Consider the following 18,894-nt stretch of genomic DNA (forward strand, 5'->3'; position numbering starts at 1 on the left):
CACGCAGCGTGGTGACCGAAGTGCGGAAAACGGGACGGACGGGAGCCGTGGGCTGCTATGGGGCGCATATATCCACATCCGTGGCTGTGTCCGGCGGACCCGGTGACACATAAGAGCCGAGAGCTGGGGCGTCATGCGGCGGCCCTCACCACTCGAACACCCCGGGAACGGCACCCTGCCGTCCCTGGGGCTGTTACCAACGAATTAGGCTCCGGCCCCATGGACGTACTCATCCATCTCTTCGTCGGCCTGCACATCATCGGCATCGCCGCGCTGCTCGGCGGTTTCCTCACCCAGATGAAGGCGATGGGCCGGGGCACGGCCCGTTTCGTGCCCGGGATGCTGCACGGCGCGCTGACCATGCTGGTCACCGGTGTGGCCCTGGTCGGCCTCAACCAGGCCGACGACCACCACATCAACACCATCAAGATCGGCGTGAAGCTGGCGCTGCTGATCGTGATCCTCGGACTGGTCTATGTGAAGCGCGACGAGGAGACAGTGGACAAGACCCAGTTCGGGCTGGTCGGTGCGCTGACAGCGGTGAATGTCTTCATCGCCGTGCTGTGGACCTGAACGCGCGCACCGCACCGGTGGCGACCGCGAGCCACACCGCCACCGCCACCCACAGCAGCACCCGTCCCGGCCATCTGAGCCACGGGACGCCGAGGACGGTCGCGACGGTCAGCGCCGCCGCCGCCGTCATCCCCATCGGAAACACCGTCGCCCACCGCCGCACGTCATAGCCGCGCCGGGGCCGCACCGCCTCGGCGGCCAGCAGCACGAGACACCCGGCCAGGTCCAGGACGAGCAGAGCGACCGTCACGGTGCGCAGCACACCGCGGTCGTCCTCGTCCCACAGATACACGCCCGCCGCATACAGGCCCGCATCCCCGGCGACGAGCAGTTTTGCCCCCGCCAGCGCCGAGATCGCGAGCGCCCCGCCCGCGATCCAGTGATCGCCGGCCCCTTCCAGCACCTGCCGGGCGTCGAAACGGGCCAGCGCGAGGCCGTAGAGCACCAGCCCCAGCCAGAACAGCACCAGTGCGATGTGCGAGAGCCACGCCGTGCGCTCGGCCGCGGCCAGCGTCGCGGCCAGTACGACGAGCCCCTGTGTGGCCACACAACACAGGAACACCGCTCCCGGCATGCGCCGCCTCCAGTGCCGGACGACCAGCACCAGCAGCACCGGCCAGAGCAGTGCCGCGAGCGCCAGCAGCGCCTCGGCCACGGCCTGCCGGCCCGGCGCCGAGATGCGGGTGCCGAGCACGGTGGTCGCGGCGACGGCGGTGAGCGCGCCGGGACTCTCCGCCTCGGCCACCCAGCGCTGCCGTTCGCAGAGCAGCCGCAGGACGAAGTCGGCGGCCAGCACCGACCAGCCGACGCCGGTCATCGCGAGCGTCACCCGGGAGAGCGCCTCGGCGCCGGTCAGATGCAGCCCCACCGACAGGATGCCGGTCGCCATCACGGCGGCTCCGGCCGCGGGAGGCCGCTCCGCCCACCACGTACGCAGACCTGAGATGCCGGGCATGCGCCCGATGCTAGGGAGCCGCACGGTCCCCGCCGGGGAAGGGCACGCGCGCGTGGAGGGCGAAAACGCCGGTACGCGCGTGTGGGGCGAGGACAGCCGGCCCGGTCAGCCTGGCCGGACCACGCTGTGGATGATCGACTCCCCGCCGTAGTAGATCGACTCCTCACGGACGTACGCGCCCGGCTTCGGGGCGTGGATCATCATGCCGTTGCCTATGTAGACGCCGACGTGGCTGATGTCGTCGTAGAAGAAGACCAGGTCGCCCGGCCGCGCATTGGCCAGCGACACCGTGGTGCCCGCATCGACCTGGTCGTACGTGGTGCGCGGAAGGGTGACTCCGGCCGCCCTCCAGGCGCCCTGGGTGAGGCCCGAGCAGTCGTAGGAGTCCGGCCCGGTGGCGCCCCACACATACGGCTTGCCGATCTGCGCGCGGGCGAAGGCGATCGCCTTCTCGGCCTTCGTGTCGTACGAACTGGATGTCGTGGACCCGGTCGAGCCGGAGCCCGTCGAACCGGATCCGGACGACGAGGACGGCGACGAGGACGAGGCGGCTTGCTGCCGGGCTGCCTGCCGCTTCGCCAGCTCGGCCGCCTTGCGTGCCGCCTCCTGCTGCTTCTCCCGCTCGACGGCGGCCAGCCGCGCCTTCTCCTGGGCCGTCAGCTGCGACAGCAGCTCGCGCGCGGAGGCGAGCTTCTTCTGGACGGTGGCCTTGGCGGTCTGCAGGTCGTGCTGCGAGTCGGTCAGCGACTGAAGGCTCTCCGCGGCCTCCCGCCGTTTCTTCATGGTCGCGGCCTGCTCGCCGATGTAGTCGTCGACCGCGCTCTTCTCCCGCGAGGTCAGCCGGTTCATCAGCTGGCTCTGGTCGAAGTAGTCCTGCGGGCTGTCCGCGAGCAGGAAGGTGGTCGTGCCGGGAGAGGCGGCGCCGGTGCGGTACTGGGCCGCGGCGAAGGAGCCCAGCTCCTCGCGGGCCTTGTTGAGGCGTTCGGTGCGCCGGGCGACATCGTCGCGCAGGGCGTCGGCCCGGCCCCGCTGCTTTCCTGTCCGCTCCTTGGCCGCGTTGTACTTCTCGGTCGCCGACTCCGCCTGGCGGTAGAGGTCGTCGACCTTCTTCTCGACCTCCTCCAGGCTCGGCTTGGTGCGATCGGTGCTCGGGACGGCCTCTGCGGTCTGCGAGAGCACGGCCATGGAGGTGAGGGCGGCGGTGGCGAGGGCGGGGGTGCGGAGGCCCGTCCCGATGGTTCCGCCGGGACGCGTCTTGCGGTGCGACGCCAAGGGAGGCGACTCCTTCCAGTGAGCCGCCTACCGGGTTAGCTGTCGGGTTCGGGCGGGGGTTCGGAAGGGTTGCCCTACGGCCTCGTCCCGGGCGGGAGTCGGCCGATTCACCCCAGGATCGGTGGGTCCCCGGCTCCGGGCGCCGTGCGGGCGCGCCGGACTCGGCGGAGGCCGCGCACGCGGCCTGACGGCAACCTAGCCAACTGGTGTGACTAGTGTGAAGGTTGGTGCGTGATATGTCCGATACATTTTCGTGATCTGACCTCCGTATCACGTTCACGTCATCGGACGATTCCGCAGCGTAAGGGCGGTGTCCTCGGACGTCGCCGCTCCGCCCGCGGGCCCGACTTCTCGGGACGGCGACCGGTTGTCGGTGGGGCGCCCTAGACTCGTAGAGCGATGAGCAGCCTCTTTGACGACAGCTTCCTGGCGGACCTCCAGCCCCCTCGCGGGCGCGAGGAGGAGCCCCCGCCGCCGCCCGAGGACGATCACGGTCCGGAGCCGCTTCCGGACGATCTGTTCGGCGGGAAGTTCGACGCGCCACCGGACCGGGACGCCTACTACCGCGACGGCGCCCCCCGCCCCGCGCTCGACGCGGCGGCCCTCCTGGAAGGGCTGAACGACAACCAGCGCGCCGCGGTCGTGCACGCCGGCTCCCCGCTGCTCATCGTCGCCGGCGCCGGCTCCGGCAAGACCCGTGTGCTCACCCACCGCATCGCCCACCTCCTCGCCGAGCGGCACGTACACCCGGGCCAGATCCTCGCGATCACCTTCACCAACAAGGCCGCGGGCGAGATGAAGGAGCGCGTCGAGCAGCTCGTCGGCCCACGCGCGAACGCGATGTGGGTGATGACCTTCCACAGCGCGTGCGTGCGCATCCTGCGCCGGGAGAGCAAGAAGCTCGGCTTCACGTCGTCGTTCTCGATCTACGACGCCGCGGACTCGAAGCGCCTGATGGCCCTGGTCTGCCGTGACCTGGACCTCGACCCCAAGCGCTTCCCGCCGAAGTCCTTCAGCGCCAAGATCAGCAACCTGAAGAACGAGCTGATCGACGAGGAGGACTTCGCCGCCCAGGCCACCGACGGCTTCGAGAAGACCCTCGCCCAGGCCTACGCCCTGTACCAGTCGCGGCTGCGCGAGGCGAACGCCCTCGACTTCGACGACCTGATCATGGCGACGGTCAACCTGCTGCGCGCCTTCCCGGACGTGGCCGAGCACTACCGCCGCCGCTTCCGGCACGTCCTGGTCGACGAGTACCAGGACACCAACCACGCCCAGTACGCGCTGGTACGGGAACTCGTCGGCACCGGGGAACACGATGAGGACACCCCGCCCGGCGAGTACGACATCCCGCCCGCCGAACTGTGCGTGGTGGGTGACGCGGACCAGTCGATCTACGCCTTCCGGGGTGCGACGATCCGCAACATCCTCCAGTTCGAGGAGGACTACCCGGACGCGACGACGATCCTGCTGGAACAGAACTACCGCTCCACGCAGACCATCCTGTCCGCCGCCAACGCGGTCATCGAGCGCAACGAGTCCCGCCGCCCGAAGAACCTGTGGACCAACGCCGGCCAGGGCGCGCGGATCACCGGCTACGTCGCCGACACCGAGCACGACGAGGCGCAGTTCGTCGCCGAGGAGATAGACCGCCTGGTGGACGCGGGGGATGCCAAGGCCGGCGACGTCGCCGTCTTCTACCGCACCAACGCCCAGTCCCGAGTCTTCGAAGAGGTCTTCATCCGTGTCGGCCTGCCCTACAAGGTCGTCGGCGGTGTCCGCTTCTACGAGCGCAAGGAGGTCCGGGACGTCCTCGCCTACCTGCGTGTCCTCGCCAACCCCGAGGACTCGGTGCCGCTGCGCCGCATCCTCAACGTCCCCAAGCGCGGCATCGGCGACCGCGCGGAGGCGATGATCGACGCGCTCTCCCAGCGCGAGAAGATCAGCTTCCCGCAGGCGCTGAAGCGTGTGGACGAGGCGTACGGCATGGCCGCGCGCTCCACCAACGCGGTCAGGCGGTTCAACACGCTGATGGAGGACCTGCGCACGATCGCCGAGTCCGGCGCCGGACCGGCCACCGTCCTGGAGGCGGTCCTCGAACGCACCGGGTATCTCGCCGAGTTGCAGGCCTCCACCGATCCGCAGGACGAGACCCGTATCGAGAACCTCCAGGAACTCGCGGCCGTGGCCCTGGAGTTCGAGCAGGAGCGCGGCGAGGGCGAACCGGTGGGGCTGGCCGATTTCCTGGAGCAGGTCGCCCTGGTCGCCGACTCCGACCAGATCCCCGACGAGGAGGACGGCGGCGGTGTCATCACCCTGATGACCCTGCACACCGCCAAGGGCCTGGAGTTCCCGGTCGTCTTCCTGACGGGCATGGAGGACGGCGTCTTCCCGCACATGCGCGCCCTCGGCCAGACCAAGGAGCTGGAGGAGGAGCGGCGTCTGGCGTACGTCGGCATCACGCGTGCGCGGGAGCGTCTCTACCTCACGCGGTCGGCGATGCGCAGCGCCTGGGGCCAGCCGTCGTACAACCCGCCCTCCCGTTTCCTGGAGGAGATCCCGCCCGCCCATGTCGAGTGGAAGCGGACGGGAGCGACGGCACCGGCGTCCTCCGGCCCGGCCTCCGGGATCGCTGCCTCGCTGTCCTCGACCCGCTCGCGTTCCTCGGCGTCGGGCGCGTCCGGCTTCGCCACGCGGCGCACGGCGGAGAAGCCGGTGGTGGCGCTGGCCGTGGGGGACCGGGTCACGCACGACCAGTTCGGGCTCGGCACGGTCGTCGGTGTGAAGGGCACGGGCGCGAACGCGGAGGCGACGATCGACTTCGGCGACGCCAAGCCGAAGCGGCTGCTGCTGCGGTACGCGCCGGTGGAGAAGCTGTAAGAGCGGAAGGGCCCTCGCCGTGCGGCGAGGGCCCACTGGATGCTCAGGTCGGATCGAGTCCGTGGCTCCTCAGCCACGGCAGCGGGTCTATGGCATCCCCGCCCGCAGGCCGTACCTCGAAGTGCAGGTGCGGACCGGTGGAGTTGCCGGAGTTGCCGGAGTAGGCGATCGGCTGGCCGGCCTTGACGGTCGTACCGGAATCGACGCGGTAGCCGGAGAGGTGGCAGTACCAGGTCTCCGTGCCGTCCTTCGCCGTCACGATCATCATGTTCCCGTAGGCGCTGTTCCACTTCGTGGAGACGACGCCGTCGGTGGCGGCCATCACCGTGGTGCCGTAGGAGACGGGGAAGTCGATGCCCGTGTGCACCGACATCCAGTTCACGCCCGCCTGGCCGAAGTAGGCGCTGAGCCCCCTCTGCGTGACCGGCAGCACGAACTTCGGGCGCAGCCGCTCCTTGAGTGCGGCCTGAGCCGCGGCCTTCTTCTTCTCCAGCTCCTGCTGGTTCTTGAGGTCGATCCGCTCCTGCGTCCGGCTCGCCCGGTCGGCGAAGTCGTCGGCACCGGCGGACAGCGTCCGGAGCTGGCTGTCCAGCTTGCTGTTGGCGACCGACGGCTTGACCGCGTGCGCGTCCGAGGCGGAGGCCGTGGTGTCCTTGCCACCGCCGTCGGTCAGGGTGCCGACCGAGGCGGCGGCGATCCCTGCGACCCCCATCACACAGGCCGAGGGCACGGCGACGGTCAGCAGCGCTGAGCGCTTGGCGGGTGTACGACGGCGGGAGCGCGCGGCGCTGCGTGAGCCGGCGCGGGTCGCGGACGCGGGGGTGGTCTCTTCCTGGTCGTCCAGCAGGCCGGTCACCGCGGGCAGTTCACCCGTACCGTCCGGCTCGTCGTTCGCGGAGTCCGCGGAACGCTGTCCGGCGAAGGCGGTGTCCTCGTACGGCGCCTCGTGCTGATACGGCACCTGCCCGAAGGCCGTGACCTGCTCGCCGGCCTGCTCGAAGAGGGCGGTGGCCTGCTGGCCGAACGGTTCGCCAGACTGGTCCGGCTCCGCCGTCGCGCCCTGGCCGCCGGAGTTCCACCGGGTGGCGTCGTGCGCGCCCGTCTCGAAGGTCTGGGTGCCCCACTCCCACTGCTGGGTCGGGTCGGCCCCACCGGACTGGTCGGGTTGCAGCCAGGCGCTCGCATCCCACTGGCCACTTATGTCATTGCCGGTCGCCTGGGCGGGGACCGTCCAGGCGGTGGTGTCGTAGACACCGGAGTCGTAGGCGGCGTGGTGCTGGGCCGCGTAGGGGTCGTAGTTCAGGCTCTGGCCGGTCTGCCACTGCCCGGTCTCGTACGCGCTGCTGGTCTGCTGGCCGGGCAGGCCGCCGAAGAGCGGGTCGGTGGAGAAGGAGCCGGTGCCGTCCGGAAAACCGCTGGCGCCGTAGCCGCCGTACGTGGTGAGGTCGCCGTAGGGGGCTTCATGTGTCCCGTACGCCGCGTAGTGCGCGGCGGAGGCGTCGGAAGCCGGGGCCGGGGTGGTCATGGTCCCCGACGGGTGACGGTCGTTCACCAACTTCTCTTTCGCCTCGACAACAGGGGCTGCCAGAGCAGTGCGGCGACTGTACCCGCCGGTACCTGGGCGCGACAATCTTCGGCTGGTTTCGCGTTGGCGGTTAACGGGCATTCGGCGGTGTTTCGGGGGGTGCCGGACACGAGTTTGGCCCAGGGTTCGATTGGTGTTCGACGTGGGATGGCCGTTTGTCACCTGTGCGTCGGTGTCACGCCACCGTCAGACCGTCGGCGACCCGGTCCGCCGGGTGCGGGGTGTCGAGTGCCGTGCGTATTCCGGCCGCGACGGCCGGGTGCACGGGCAGGGCGAGATGCCCGATGCCGGTCACCCGGACGTTCTGCGTGTCGAGGTCGGGGTGCTCGAGACAGGCCGTCTCCAGCGGGACCATCACGGAGTCCAGGTCGCTCCAGAAGCTGACGAACCGCGTACGGCAGCCGGGCGCGGGCCGGGCCAGTTCCTCGATGACCCCCGAACCGGGCCGCATCTGGCGCACGATCGGATGGGCGTTGGCCAGCGGCGCCGCGCTGGTCCCCGAGTGCGGCGTACCCAGCGTGACCAGCGTGCGCACCCGCAGGTCGCCGCCGAGGCACTGCGCGTAGTAGCGGGCGATCAGCCCGCCGAGGCTGTGCCCCACGATGTCGACCCGGTCGCTGCCGGTGCGCTCGCAGATCTCCTCGATGTGCCGGCCGAGCAGCTCGGCCGCCGCGCGGATGTCACAGGTCAGCGGGGAGTAGTTGAGCGATATGACACGCTGCCTGCCGTGCTGGGCGAGGCTGCGGCGCAGCAGCACGAACACCGAACGGTTGTCGATGAAGCCGTGCAGCAGCACCACCGGCGGGCCGGACCGGACCGGAAGCTGGGCGGTGCCGTCCTGGGCGGGCAGGACGGGGTGGCGGCGTTCCTGGGTGAGGCCGGTCGGATACAGCAGGAGGTGGCCGGTCAGGATCGCGGCCTCCAGAGCGGTCGCCTTCAGCAACGCCACCGAGAGTCCGGCCAGTCTGCCGGGCCACAGACGGCGGCAGAGCGGGAGAAAGAGCGGCAGTACCCCGGTGACCTTCATGGCCGACCTCCTGTCGGCACGCCGGAGGTCGGCTCGAGCCCCCGTGTGCCCTGATGTCCCACCATGTGATTTCCCCCTCGCCGCGCACCGTAAAACTGCCGGTTGCGGGATGCTGGAGATAACGTTCGTTCACTTCGCGACGGGTGGCGGAACGCGCCAAAAGTGCGGTACTTGTCGTTACGGACGGAAGCGATCGCTTCCGTGGTCGTTTGATGGAGGCAGTGATGGGTGTGGCAGCCGGTCCGATCCGCGTGGTGGTCGCCAAGCCGGGGCTCGACGGCCACGATCGCGGGGCCAAGGTCATCGCGCGTGCCCTGCGTGACGCCGGTATGGAGGTCATCTACACGGGCCTTCACCAGACGCCGGAACAAATCGTGGACACCGCCATCCAGGAGGACGCCGACGCGATCGGTCTGTCCATCCTCTCCGGCGCGCACAACACGCTGTTCGCCGCGGTGATCGACCTGCTCAGGGAGCGCGACGCCGAGGACATCCTCGTCTTCGGCGGCGGCATCATCCCGGACGAGGACATCCCGCCGCTGAAGGAGAAGGGCGTCGCGGAGATCTTCACGCCGGGTGCGACGACCGCGTCGATCGTGGAGTGGGTGCGGAACAACGTCCGTCAGCCGGCCGCGTCGGGGGGTTGAGCCGACGGTTGCGGTGAGCGGGGGCCGGTGGCGCTGCGGGCTCCGCCCCCAGGCCCCCGGTCGGCCCGACGGCCGCGTCCTCAGTCGCGACCGGAGGGGGTGCCCTCGGGCCGGCCCGTTCTTCCGGCCGGGATCAGTTCCTCGGCCATCTCCGCCCGCAGCCGCAGCGTGGTGACCAGTCGCTGGAACGCCTCTGCCCAGTAACCCCCGGCCCCCGGCGCCGCGTCCTCCCGTTCGTCGGGTATCGCCAGCAGCCCCTCCAGCCGGGTGGCCTCCGCGGGGTCCAGGCAGCGCTCCGTCAGGCCCATCACCCCGCTGAAGCTCCATGGGTAACTGCCCGCGTCCCGCGCGATGTTCAGCGCGTCCACGACCGCCCGGCCGAGCGGCGGGGCCCAGGGCACCGCGCACACCCCGAGCAGCTGGAACGCCTCCGACAGGCCGTGTGTCGCGATGAATCCCGCCACCCACGCGGCCCGCTGCGCCGGCTCCAGGGAGGCCAGCAGCTTCGCGCGCTCGGCCAGTGACACCGCGCCCGGCCCGCCGGCCTCCGGCGCCGACGGCGAGCCGAGCAGCGCCCTCGACCACTCGGCGTCCCGCTGCCGCACAGCCGCCCGGCACCAGGCCGCGTGCAGTTCGCCCTGCCAGCCGTCCGTCACCGGCAGCGCCACGATCTCCCGCGCCGTCCGGCCGCCGAGCCGCTCTTGCCAGACGCCGAGCGGTGCCGCCTCCACCAACTGCGCCAGCCACCATGAGCGTTCCCCTCTGCCGGCGGGAGGTGCGGCCACCACACCGTCACGCTCCATGCCGGAGTCGCACTCGAGCGGCGCCTCCACCGCGATCGCCGGCGAGCTCCCCGTGCGGTCGAGTGCCACACACGCCACGGCCCGTACGGCCATGCGCGTGGCGAGCGCCGAAGCGGGCAGCGCCGACAGCAGCTCCGCCGCCGTCGCCCGCACATTGCGGCTGCGGTCGGCCAACGCCTGCTCCAGGAACGGCTCGTCCGCGGCGGACAGGCCCGTGCGCAGCGAGTCGAGGAACATCAGCCGGTCCTCCGCCCGCTCCGTCGGCCAGGTCGATGCCAGCAGTTCACGCGCGAACGCGGGCGCAGCGGCGCGCAGCGCGCCCAGCAGGGCCACCCGCTCGGCGAACAGGCCTTCCCGCCACAGCCGCCGCACCTCCTCGTCGTCCCCGGGGCCGGGCAGTGCGGTGCCGCCGCCGGGGGCCGCGCGCAGGGCGAAGCGCCAGTCCGCGTTCAGCCGGGCCAGCCACAGCGCCCGCGGGCCCGCGAACGCCAGCGCCGCCGGCCGCAGGTCCGTGCGGCCCCTGGCCGCGTCCAGCAGGGCGGGCAGCGCCTGCGCGGGTGCCGCGTACCCGTGAGCGTTGGCCGCCGCGAGCCACTGGGGGAGCAGCTCCATGAGGTCGGGGGAGCTGCCCCGGCGGCCCCCGGTCCCGCCGCCGGAGCGGTCGGCCAGCAGCGTGGCGAGTCTGCGGGCCGCCGCGGCGGGCAGGGCCGGGCGGGGATCCCCGGGCGCCGGTTCCGGTCGGCGGGCTACCCGGGCGGGTCGCAGCCCGGCCCGCCGCCGTACGGTCGCCACGGCGGCCTCGTCGAGCAGCGCCAGGGGGGCTTCCCGGCCGGACACGGCGTGCGCCGGTGGGCGCCGGTCGGTGCCGAGGAGAGCGGTGGTGACCAGGTCTTCCCAGGAGCTTGCGGCAGTCGCGGTGGCGTCGGCCGAGGTGGTCCCGTTCATCGCCTTCCCTTCCCTGTGGATGTCCGAACCCTGTGTGTCCGAAGGCCCCTGTGTCTGTCCGAGGGCCGCCGGCGCCTCGGCGGCACGCCGGTCAGCACAGCGGCACCGCCTCGCCCGTGCCCTGCGGCCAGGCCGTGAGCGGTGTGAAGCCGCGGTGGCCGCACTCGCCGAAGACCGTGACCGGGGCGCCACCGGACAGGGCGACCAGCCGCCACAGGCCGGGGCGGGAGCGGGCGGCCCGGGTCAGCGGCAGGGCGGAGTCCGTGTCGGCGTCGGCCAGCTGCCACAGGTCGCCGTCCGGGACCGGTATCACCCGGTCCAGTGTCACCGGGACCGACTCCAGCCAGGGGTCGTCCCGCAGCGCCTCGCCGTACCGGGCCGCCGCCTCGGCCGTGGTCGTGCCCGGTGGACGGAACGCGGCCGGTGCGGGCGCGGCGTACCGCTCGCCCAGCGCGGACCGGGGCCGACCGGCGCCCGGATGGGCGGACAGCTCCGCGTCCAGAGCCAGGCCGACCGGCAGCGACAGCTCCGGGGCCCGGCCGGCCGCGCCGTAGGACAGCAGCAGCCGGGTACCGCCCGAAGCGGCGCCGTGCAGCCATATCCGGCGGGTCGTCAGTTTCGGGTCCACCGTGTCGTACTGGGCGAGGACGAGCCAGCGGTCGCGGACCGGCGCGCCGTCCGCCGTGGCGGGCAGGCCCAGCCGGGAGCGGACCGTGGCCGCGAGGGTGTCCGGCAGCCGCTCGCGGTGCAGCCAGCCCTGGTCGAGCAGGTGCAGCAGCGCGCACTCCTCCAGCAGCCGGGCCGGCCAGCCCGCACCGGACCCCGGTATCGCCCCCAACTCCCGCACCCGCGCCGCAAGTCCGGGCGCCTGCGCGTCGACCATGCGGGCCGCCGTCTCGTCCCACAGGCCGTACCCCGCCTGCTCGGCCGCGGCCAGGCCGCCGCGCAGCAGGTCCGCGAGGCGCTGCTCCAGCTCCGTCGCGCCCGCGGTGACCCGCTCGGCCCGGCGCTCGGCCCGCCGCCGTGCCGCCTCGGGATCGGCGGGCCCGGCCGGTGAACTCCCCTCACTCCGGGCCGGTTTGCTCTCGGCGCGCTTGCGTCTGCCCGCGAGCCACTGCTCGGCCCAGTCCGGCGGCCCGGCGGACGCCGGCACCGATCCGTCGCCGCCTGCCCACAGCAGGAGCAGCCCGAGCGCGTGCTTGCACGGGAACTTACGACTGGGGCAACTGCACTTGTACGCCGGTCCCGCCGCGTCGGCGAGATCGACCACCGTCTGATACGGCCTGCTGCCGCTGCCCTTGCACAGCCCCCACACCGCCCCCTCTCCGCTCCCCACCTCGGACCACGGACCGGCCGTGCCGAGCTTGCCTCCCGCTTTGCGTGACGCGGCGTCAGGCGCCAGTGCCCACACCTGCTCCGCGGTCCAGCGCACCCCCTGCTCAGTCATGTCTCCGACGGTAGGTCCAGCCACTGACAATCGGTCCGGCGTGGGCGTTTGTGCAGGTCACGGCGATTGTCAGTGGCGTGGTGCACGGTGGATGCCAGATCCGAACCGGCCGAGCTGGAGGGGGCCTCAGCCATGTCTGTGTCCGTGGACGCCACATCTGTCGAACCGAGCAAGAACGCCTTGCGACCGCACGCCGAGCACGCCTTCGCCGCCGAACTCGCCGCGCTCGCCGCTCAGGACGACCGCCCGCGCCCGGCCCGCTGGAAGCTGTCGCCGTGGGCGGTGGCGACGTATCTGCTCGGCGGCACCCTGCCGGACGGCACGGTGATCACACCCAAGTACGTGGGCCCGCGCCGGATCATCGAGGTCGCCGTGACCACGCTCGCCACCGACCGCGCCCTGCTCCTGCTCGGCGTGCCCGGCACCGCCAAGACCTGGGTGTCGGAGCACCTGGCCGCCGCGGTCAGCGGCGATTCCACCCTGCTCGTGCAGGGCACGGCCGGCACCCCGGAGGAGGCGATCCGCTACGGCTGGAACTACGCGCAGCTGCTCGCGCACGGCCCCAGCCGTGACGCCCTCGTGCCCAGCCCGGTCATGCGGGCCATGGCCGAGGGCATGACGGCCCGCGTCGAGGAGCTGACCCGTATCCCGGCCGATGTGCAGGACACCCTGATCACGATCCTGTCCGAGAAGACGCTGCCCGTCCCGGAGCTCGGCCAGGAGGTCCAGGCGGTCCGCGGCTTCAACCTCATCGCCACCGCCAACGACCGGGACAGAGGCGTCAACGACCTCTCCAGCGCGCTGCGCCGCCGCTTCAACACCGTGGTGCTGCCGTTGCCGGAGAGCGCCGACGCCGAGGTCGACATCGTCACCCGCCGGGTCGATCAGATCGGCCGCTCCCTCGACCTGCCGACCGGGCCCGAGGGCATTGAGGAGATCCGCCGGGTGGTGACCGTCTTCCGGGAGCTGCGCGACGGCATCACCGCCGACGGCCGTACCAAGCTCAAGTCGCCCAGCGGCACCCTGTCCACGGCTGAGGCGATCTCCGTGGTCACCAACGGCCTCGCCCTGTCCGTGCACTTCGGCGACGGCGTGCTGCGCCCGGGCGACATCGCCGCCGGCATCCTCGGAGCCGTGGTCCGCGACCCCGCGGCCGACAAGGTCATCTGGCAGGAGTACCTGGAGACCGTCGTCCGCGAGCGCGGGGGATGGACGGACTTCTACCGCGCATGCCGGGAGGTGAGCGCGTGACCGGCACCTGCCGGCCCCAGCCCGGCGACTCCGGGCCGCTCCTGCTGGGCGTGCGGCACCACGGCCCCGGCTCCGCCCGCGCCGTGCGCGCCGCGCTGGACGCCGCCCGGCCCGCGGCCGTCCTGATCGAGGGCCCGCCCGAGGCCGATGCGCTGATCCCGCTGGCCGCCGACCCGGACCTGCGTCCTCCCGTGGCCCTGCTCGCCCATGCCGTGGACGAGCCAGGCCGCTCGGCGTTCTGGCCGTTCGCCGAGTTCAGCCCGGAATGGGTGGCGATCCGCTGGGCCCTCGAACAGGACGTCCCGGCCCACTTCATCGACCTGCCGGCCGCGCACACGCTCGCGTGGGAGAGGTGCGCCGCGGTCCCGGAGAGCGCCGAAGATGGCAGGGGCGGCGACGGCAGGCAGGACGGCGGCAGGCAGGACGGAGGCGGGCAGGACGGCGGCGAACAGGTCCGTGTCGACCCGCTCGCCGCACTCGCCGAAGCCGCCGGACACGACGACCCCGAACGCTGGTGGGAGGACGTCGTCGAGCACCGGGGCCCGGCCGAGCGGGACCCCTTCGCCCCGTTCGCCGCACTGGAGGAGGCCATGGGCGCACTCCGGGAGCGTTACGGCGCCGGCGGGCACTCCCGGGACCTGGTCCGCGAGGCGCACATGCGGCTCCGGCTGCGTGCGGCGCGCAAGGAGTTCGGGGGCGGGCTGGCCGTGGTCTGCGGGGCCTGGCATGTGCCCGCGCTGCGCGTGAAGACCACCGTCGCCGCCGACCGGGCCCTGCTGAAGGGGCTGCCCAAGGTGAAGGCGGACCTGACCTGGGTGCCATGGACACACCGCAGACTCGCCCGGTCCAGCGGGTACGGCGCGGGCATCGACTCGCCGGGCTGGTACGGCCATCTGTTCCATGCCCCCGACCGGCCGGTCGAGCGCTGGCTGACCAAGGTGGCGCGGCTGCTGCGGGAGGAGGACCGGATGGTCTCCTCCGCTCATGTCATCGAGGCCGTCCGGCTCGCCGAGACGCTGGCGGCGCTGCGTGGCCGCCCGCTGCCCGGGCTGGGCGAGACCACCGACGCCGTGCGCGCGGTGATGGGCGACGGCTCGGACGTGGCGCTGGCGCTGGTGCACGACCGGCTGGTGGTCGGGGACGTGCTCGGCGAGGTCCCGGAGTCGGCGCCGGCGGTGCCGCTGCAGCGCGACCTGGCCCGGCAGCAGCGTTCGCTGCGGATCAAACCGGAGGCGCGGGAACGCGAACTGGAACTGGACCTGCGGGGTGACACCGACACCGGCCGCAGCAGGCTGCTGCACCGGCTGCGGCTGCTCGGCGTCGGCTGGGGCGAGCCCGCGCGGTCACGGGGGAGCACGGGCACCTTCCGGGAGACCTGGCGGCTGCGCTGGGAGCCGGAGCTGTCGGTGCGGGTCGCCGAGGCGGGCGTGTGGGGGACGACCGTACTGGCGGCGGCGCAGGCCAAGGCCGAGGCGGACGCGACGACCGCGCACACCCTGGCCGACGTCACCGCGCTGGCCGAGCAGTGCCTGCTCGCCGGTCTGCCGGACGCCCTGCCCGTGGTCATGCGGGTGCTCGCCGACCGGGCGGCGCTCGACACGGACGTCGGCCAGCTCGCCCAGGCCCTGCCGGCCCTGGTCCGCTCCCTGCGCTACGGCGACGTGCGCGGCACCGACACCGGTGCGCTGGCCGGCGTCGCCGCGGGCCTCGCCGAACGCGTCTTCGTCGGCCTGCCCCCGGCGTGCGCCGCCCTCGACAGCGCCGCCGCGGAGGAGATGCGCGGCCATGTGGACGCCGTGCACTCGGCGGTGGGGTTGCTGTCGGAGACGCTGGCTGGTGCTGGTGCTGGTGCTGGTGCTGGTGCTGGTGCTGGTGCTGGTGCGGGGGTGACGCCGCGCGCTGGTGCCGGTGGGGAGGCGGGTGCCGGCGGGCGGGGCGGTGCGCGCAGGGAGGAGGGCGGCGGGACCGGCGTGGGCGCTGAAGAAGCGGTGGCGCTCGGCGGTGGCCCGGCCGCGGTGGGCGCAGATCAGCGTGCCGGCACCGGTGGAGGCGCTTCCCCCGCCCTCGGCTTCGCTCGCGCGGACGGATCCCCGTCGCCCACCCGTGCCGTCTCCGGAGCCGGGCGCGGCGGTCTGCGGGACCGGTGGCGGGCCGTGCTGCGGACGTTGTCGTCGCGAGACAGCGTGCCCGGTGTGTTGCGGGGACGGGCCGCGCGGTTGTTGCTGGACGACGGGGCGTTGCGGCCGGAGGAGGCGGCGCGGCTGATGGGGCTCGCGTTGTCTCCGGGGACGCCGCCCGCAGACGCGGCCGCCTGGATCGAGGGCTTCGTCGGCGGCGCGGGCGGGCTGCTGCTGGTGCACGACGAACGGCTGCTCGGGCTGGTGGACACCTGGCTGACCGGGGTGCCGGCGGAGGCGTTCACGGGTGTACTGCCGCTGCTGCGGCGCACCTTCGCCGCGTATGAGCCGGGGATGCGCAGAACGCTCGGTGAACTGCTCCGGCGGGGCCCCGGAGACCCGTCGGCCGGCCGGGCGGCGGCCCACGGGCCCCTGACGCCCGGCTTCGCCGCTGAGCCGGACACCGAGCGTGCCGACGCCGTGCTGCCGGTGCTGCGGCTGCTGCTCGGCCTGGACGAGGCGGCCGTGCGGGATGTGGCCGGGTGTGGCTCCAGCGAGGACGACAGGCTTGCGGAGGTGGGTGCATGACGACCGACTTGAGGTCGGCGGACTCCGGCGATCCGGCGGGGGAGAGGATGCGACGGTGGCGCCTGGTGCTCGGCGGTGACCAGGCCGACGGCACCGGATGTGCGCTGTCCGGACGGGACGCGGCGATGGACGGCACGCTCGCCGCGCTGTACGGCAAGGGGGACAAGCCGCAGGCGGGGCGTGAGCGTTCGGCGGGGCTCGGTGCCTCGGCCCCGTCCGTGGCGCGCTGGCTCGGGGACATCCGCACGTACTTCCCGGCGTCCGTCGTCCAGGTCATGCAGCGCGACGCCATCGACCGGCTCGGCCTCGCCTCGCTGCTGCTGGAGCCGGAGATGCTGGAGGCGGTGGAGGCGGACGTGCACCTGGTCGGCACGCTGCTGTCGCTGAACAAGGCGATGCCGGAGACGACGAAGGAGACGGCGCGCGCGGTCGTGCGCAAGGTCGTCGAGGACCTGGAGAAGCGGCTCTCGAACCGCACCCGGGCCACCCTCACCGGCGCCCTCGACCGCAGTGCGCGGATCAGCCGCCCACGCCACCACGACATCGACTGGAACCGCACCATCGCGGCCAACCTCAAGCACTACCTGCCCGAGTACCGCACGGTGGTGCCGGAACGGCTCGTCGGATACGGGCGCGCCGCTCGGTCGGTGAAGAAGGAGGTCGTGCTCTGCATCGACCAGTCCGGGTCGATGGCCGCGTCCGTGGTCTACGCGTCGGTGTTCGGCGCGGTCCTCGCCTCCATGCGGTCGATCAGCACCCGGCTGGTCGTCTTCGACACGGCGGTCGTCGACCTCACCGACCAGCTGGACGACCCGGTCGACGTCCTCTTCGGCACCCAGCTCGGCGGTGGCACGGACATCAACCGGGCGCTCGCCTACTGCCAGTCCCAGATCAGCCGGCCCGCCGAGACCGTGGTCGTGCTGATCAGCGACCTCTATGAGGGCGGCATCCGTGACGAGATGCTCAAGCGGGTGGCGGCGATGAAGGCGTCCGGGGTGCAGTTCGTGGCGCTGCTCGCGCTGTCGGACGAGGGGGCGCCCGCGTACGACCGGGAGCACGCGGCGGCGCTCGCCACGCTCGGCGCACCGGCCTTCGCCTGCACGCCCGACCTGTTCCCCGAGGTCATGGCCGCAGCGCTCGAAAAACGGCCGCTGCCGATACCGGACACCGCGTGACGCCGGGCGGTGGAAGGGAGAGGCAAGGCGGAGAGGCAGGGAAAAGAGGCAGGGAAAAGAGGCAGGACTACCGCCCCGACCGCTCCGAGCGGCGCCACCGGGGCCCTCCAGAGGTCTCACCGGGGCCGTCCGGAGGCCTCACCCGGTCAGCCTCAGCCCGGTGAGGCCTCGCACATCCCTCCGAATCCCCCGATCGGCCCGCATGCATCGGCACGGCGTGCCAGGAAAACCGGCATCATGTGACAGGTATCACCGCTCGTGTGTGACCCTCGATTTAGGGAGCCCCCGCAAGCGGCGATAACCTGCGAGACGGACATGCCGCGCGCTCGGACACCGTGTGCGCCTCCCTTGTGACAAGCGGACGTCACGTTGCCCTTCGCGGCACGCCCACGCATCCAACGAACCGCGAGATCACTGATAGGGACGGAAGCGCGTGGACCTGTTCGAGTACCAGGCGAGGGACCTCTTCGCCAAGCACGATGTACCGGTGCTGGCCGGTGAAGTCATCGACACGCCTGAGGCGGCGCGCGAGATCACCGAGCGTCTGGGCGGCAAGTCCGTCGTCAAGGCGCAGGTGAAGGTCGGTGGTCGCGGCAAGGCCGGTGGTGTGAAGCTGGCCGCCTCCGCGGACGAGGCCGTCGCCCGCGCGACGGACATCCTCGGCATGGACATCAAGGGCCACACGGTCCACAAGGTCATGATCGCCGAGACCGCTCCGGAGATCCTCGAGGAGTACTACGTCTCCTTCCTCCTCGACCGTGCCAACCGCACCTTCCTCTCCATCGCCTCCGTCGAGGGCGGCATGGAGATCGAGGAGGTGGCGGCCACCCGCCCCGAGGCCGTCGCCAAGATCGCGATCGACGCCATCGACGGTGTGGACAAGGCCAAGGCCCAGGAGATCGTCGCCGCCGCCAAGTTCCCGGCCGAGGTCGCGGACAAGGTCGCCGACGTCCTGGTGAGGCTGTGGGACACCTTCATCAAGGAGGACGCCCTCCTCGTCGAGGTGAACCCGCTGGCCAAGGTCGCCTCCGGTGACGTCATCGCCCTCGACGGCAAGGTGTCGCTCGACGACAACGCCGAGTTCCGTCACCCCGAGTTCGAGGAGCTCCACGACAAGGCCGCGGCCAACCCGCTCGAGGCCGCCGCCAAGGAGAAGAACCTCAACTACGTCAAGCTCGACGGCGAGGTCGGCATCATCGGCAACGGCGCCGGTCTCGTCATGAGCACCCTGGACGTCGTCGCGTACGCCGGTGAGCAGCACGGTGGCGTCAAGCCCGCCAACTTCCTGGACATCGGCGGTGGCGCCTCCGCCCAGGTCATGGCGAACGGCCTGGAGATCATCCTGGGCGACCCGGACGTCAAGTCCGTCTTCGTGAACGTCTTCGGTGGCATCACCGCCTGCGACGAGGTCGCCAACGGCATCGTGCAGGCCCTGAAGCTCCTGGAGGACCGCGGCGAGAAGGTCGAGAAGCCGCTCGTCGTCCGCCTCGACGGCAACAACGCCGAGCTGGGCCGGAAGATCCTCACCGACGCCAACCACCCGCTGGTTCAGCGCGTCGACACCATGGACGGCGCGGCCGACAAGGCCGCCGAGCTGGCCGCCGCCAAGTAAGCACTCAGGACGAGGAC

At 72.2% G+C, this 18,894-nt stretch carries 13 protein-coding genes and 1 riboswitch; of the genes, 7 read left to right on the top strand and 6 right to left on the bottom strand.

Annotated elements, in window-relative coordinates; translation table 11 throughout:
• Window positions 1–219 precede the first annotated feature (219 nt).
• Complete coding sequence (locus tag ABZ624_RS00335) at window positions 220–573, top strand: hypothetical protein (RefSeq protein WP_360081331.1); 354 nt, start codon at window positions 220–222, stop codon at window positions 571–573.
• On the opposite strand, the gene ABZ624_RS00340 is transcribed toward ABZ624_RS00335, so the two are convergent.
• Both ABZ624_RS00340 and ABZ624_RS00345 read right to left on the bottom strand, forming a co-directional pair.
• Window positions 551–1,528, bottom strand: coding sequence for a tellurite resistance/C4-dicarboxylate transporter family protein (locus ABZ624_RS00340; RefSeq protein ID WP_360081332.1), 978 nt, complete (start codon window positions 1,526–1,528; stop codon window positions 551–553). The genes ABZ624_RS00335 and ABZ624_RS00340 overlap by 23 nt on opposite strands.
• A 105-nt stretch (window positions 1,529–1,633) precedes the next feature.
• Complete coding sequence (locus ABZ624_RS00345; protein ID WP_360081333.1) at window positions 1,634–2,800, bottom strand: NlpC/P60 family protein; 1,167 nt, start codon at window positions 2,798–2,800, stop codon at window positions 1,634–1,636.
• A 7-nt stretch (window positions 2,801–2,807) separates the two neighbouring features.
• Window positions 2,808–2,977, bottom strand: a riboswitch (cyclic di-AMP (ydaO/yuaA leader).
• A gap of 222 nt (window positions 2,978–3,199) precedes the next feature.
• Between ABZ624_RS00345 and pcrA the strand changes: the two genes are divergently transcribed.
• Complete coding sequence (gene pcrA / locus ABZ624_RS00350) at window positions 3,200–5,680, top strand: DNA helicase PcrA (RefSeq protein ID WP_360081334.1); 2,481 nt, start codon at window positions 3,200–3,202, stop codon at window positions 5,678–5,680.
• A 43-nt stretch (window positions 5,681–5,723) separates the two neighbouring features.
• On the opposite strand, the gene ABZ624_RS00355 is transcribed toward pcrA, so the two are convergent.
• Window positions 5,724–7,232, bottom strand: coding sequence for a M23 family metallopeptidase (locus tag ABZ624_RS00355; protein ID WP_360081335.1), 1,509 nt, complete (start codon window positions 7,230–7,232; stop codon window positions 5,724–5,726).
• Between the two features lie 208 nt (window positions 7,233–7,440).
• Window positions 7,441–8,292: an alpha/beta fold hydrolase gene (locus ABZ624_RS00360; protein ID WP_360081336.1), complete on the bottom strand. Its 852-nt coding sequence runs from the start codon at window positions 8,290–8,292 to the stop codon at window positions 7,441–7,443.
• 224 nt (window positions 8,293–8,516) lie between these two features.
• On the opposite strand from ABZ624_RS00360, the gene ABZ624_RS00365 reads away from it, so the two are divergent.
• A complete protein-coding gene (locus ABZ624_RS00365) occupies window positions 8,517–8,939 on the top strand; it encodes a cobalamin B12-binding domain-containing protein (RefSeq protein ID WP_360081337.1) in 423 nt (140 codons plus the stop codon).
• An 80-nt stretch (window positions 8,940–9,019) separates the two neighbouring features.
• Here the strand turns inward: ABZ624_RS00365 and ABZ624_RS00370 are convergent, their stop codons facing one another.
• Both ABZ624_RS00370 and ABZ624_RS00375 read right to left on the bottom strand, forming a co-directional pair.
• Window positions 9,020–10,687, bottom strand: coding sequence for a DUF5691 domain-containing protein (locus ABZ624_RS00370; RefSeq protein WP_360081338.1), 1,668 nt, complete (start codon window positions 10,685–10,687; stop codon window positions 9,020–9,022).
• 91 nt (window positions 10,688–10,778) lie between these two features.
• Complete coding sequence (locus ABZ624_RS00375; RefSeq protein WP_360081339.1) at window positions 10,779–12,134, bottom strand: SWIM zinc finger family protein; 1,356 nt, start codon at window positions 12,132–12,134, stop codon at window positions 10,779–10,781.
• Window positions 12,135–12,266: 132 nt separating this feature from the next.
• Between ABZ624_RS00375 and ABZ624_RS00380 the strand changes: the two genes are divergently transcribed.
• The 4 genes from ABZ624_RS00380 to sucC all read left to right on the top strand — a co-directional run bounded on the left by ABZ624_RS00380 (window position 12,267) and on the right by sucC (window position 18,877).
• Window positions 12,267–13,385, top strand: a complete 1,119-nt coding sequence (locus tag ABZ624_RS00380) for an AAA family ATPase (protein WP_360081340.1) — start codon at window positions 12,267–12,269, stop codon at window positions 13,383–13,385.
• Window positions 13,364–16,090 carry a DUF5682 family protein gene (locus tag ABZ624_RS00385; RefSeq protein WP_360081341.1) on the top strand — a complete coding sequence of 909 codons (2,727 nt, stop codon included), beginning with the start codon at window positions 13,364–13,366 and terminating at the stop codon, window positions 16,088–16,090. Before ABZ624_RS00380 ends, ABZ624_RS00385 begins: the two co-directional genes overlap by 22 nt.
• On the top strand, window positions 16,087–17,265 hold the full coding sequence (locus ABZ624_RS00390; RefSeq protein ID WP_360081342.1) for a VWA domain-containing protein: 1,179 nt from the start codon (window positions 16,087–16,089) through the stop codon (window positions 17,263–17,265). The genes ABZ624_RS00385 and ABZ624_RS00390 overlap by 4 nt, the downstream gene beginning before the upstream one ends.
• Before the next feature lie 433 nt (window positions 17,266–17,698).
• Window positions 17,699–18,877, top strand: a complete 1,179-nt coding sequence (sucC, locus tag ABZ624_RS00395; RefSeq protein ID WP_360081343.1) for an ADP-forming succinate--CoA ligase subunit beta — start codon at window positions 17,699–17,701, stop codon at window positions 18,875–18,877.
• The last annotated feature ends 17 nt before the right edge of the window (window positions 18,878–18,894 follow it).

The sequence above is a fragment of the Streptomyces sp. NPDC007205 genome (assembly GCF_040634095.1).
Taxonomy (GTDB): Bacteria; Actinomycetota; Actinomycetes; order Streptomycetales; family Streptomycetaceae; genus Streptomyces.

Bases quoted from the DNA above. Each gene is read 5' to 3' on its own strand.
- ABZ624_RS00370 (WP_360081338.1), bottom strand. From the start codon at position 10,687: ATGAACGGGACCACCTCGGCCGACGCCACCGCGACTGCCGCAAGCTCC.
- ABZ624_RS00340 (WP_360081332.1), bottom strand. From the start codon at position 1,528: ATGCCCGGCATCTCAGGTCTGCGTACGTGGTGGGCGGAGCGGCCTCCC.
- ABZ624_RS00390 (WP_360081342.1), top strand. From the start codon at position 16,087: ATGACGACCGACTTGAGGTCGGCGGACTCCGGCGATCCGGCGGGGGAG.
- pcrA (WP_360081334.1), top strand. From the start codon at position 3,200: ATGAGCAGCCTCTTTGACGACAGCTTCCTGGCGGACCTCCAGCCCCCT.
- ABZ624_RS00385 (WP_360081341.1), top strand. From the start codon at position 13,364: ATGCCGGGAGGTGAGCGCGTGACCGGCACCTGCCGGCCCCAGCCCGGC.
- ABZ624_RS00365 (WP_360081337.1), top strand. From the start codon at position 8,517: ATGGGTGTGGCAGCCGGTCCGATCCGCGTGGTGGTCGCCAAGCCGGGG.
- ABZ624_RS00375 (WP_360081339.1), bottom strand. From the start codon at position 12,134: ATGACTGAGCAGGGGGTGCGCTGGACCGCGGAGCAGGTGTGGGCACTG.
- ABZ624_RS00360 (WP_360081336.1), bottom strand. From the start codon at position 8,292: ATGAAGGTCACCGGGGTACTGCCGCTCTTTCTCCCGCTCTGCCGCCGT.
- ABZ624_RS00335 (WP_360081331.1), top strand. From the start codon at position 220: ATGGACGTACTCATCCATCTCTTCGTCGGCCTGCACATCATCGGCATC.
- ABZ624_RS00380 (WP_360081340.1), top strand. From the start codon at position 12,267: ATGTCTGTGTCCGTGGACGCCACATCTGTCGAACCGAGCAAGAACGCC.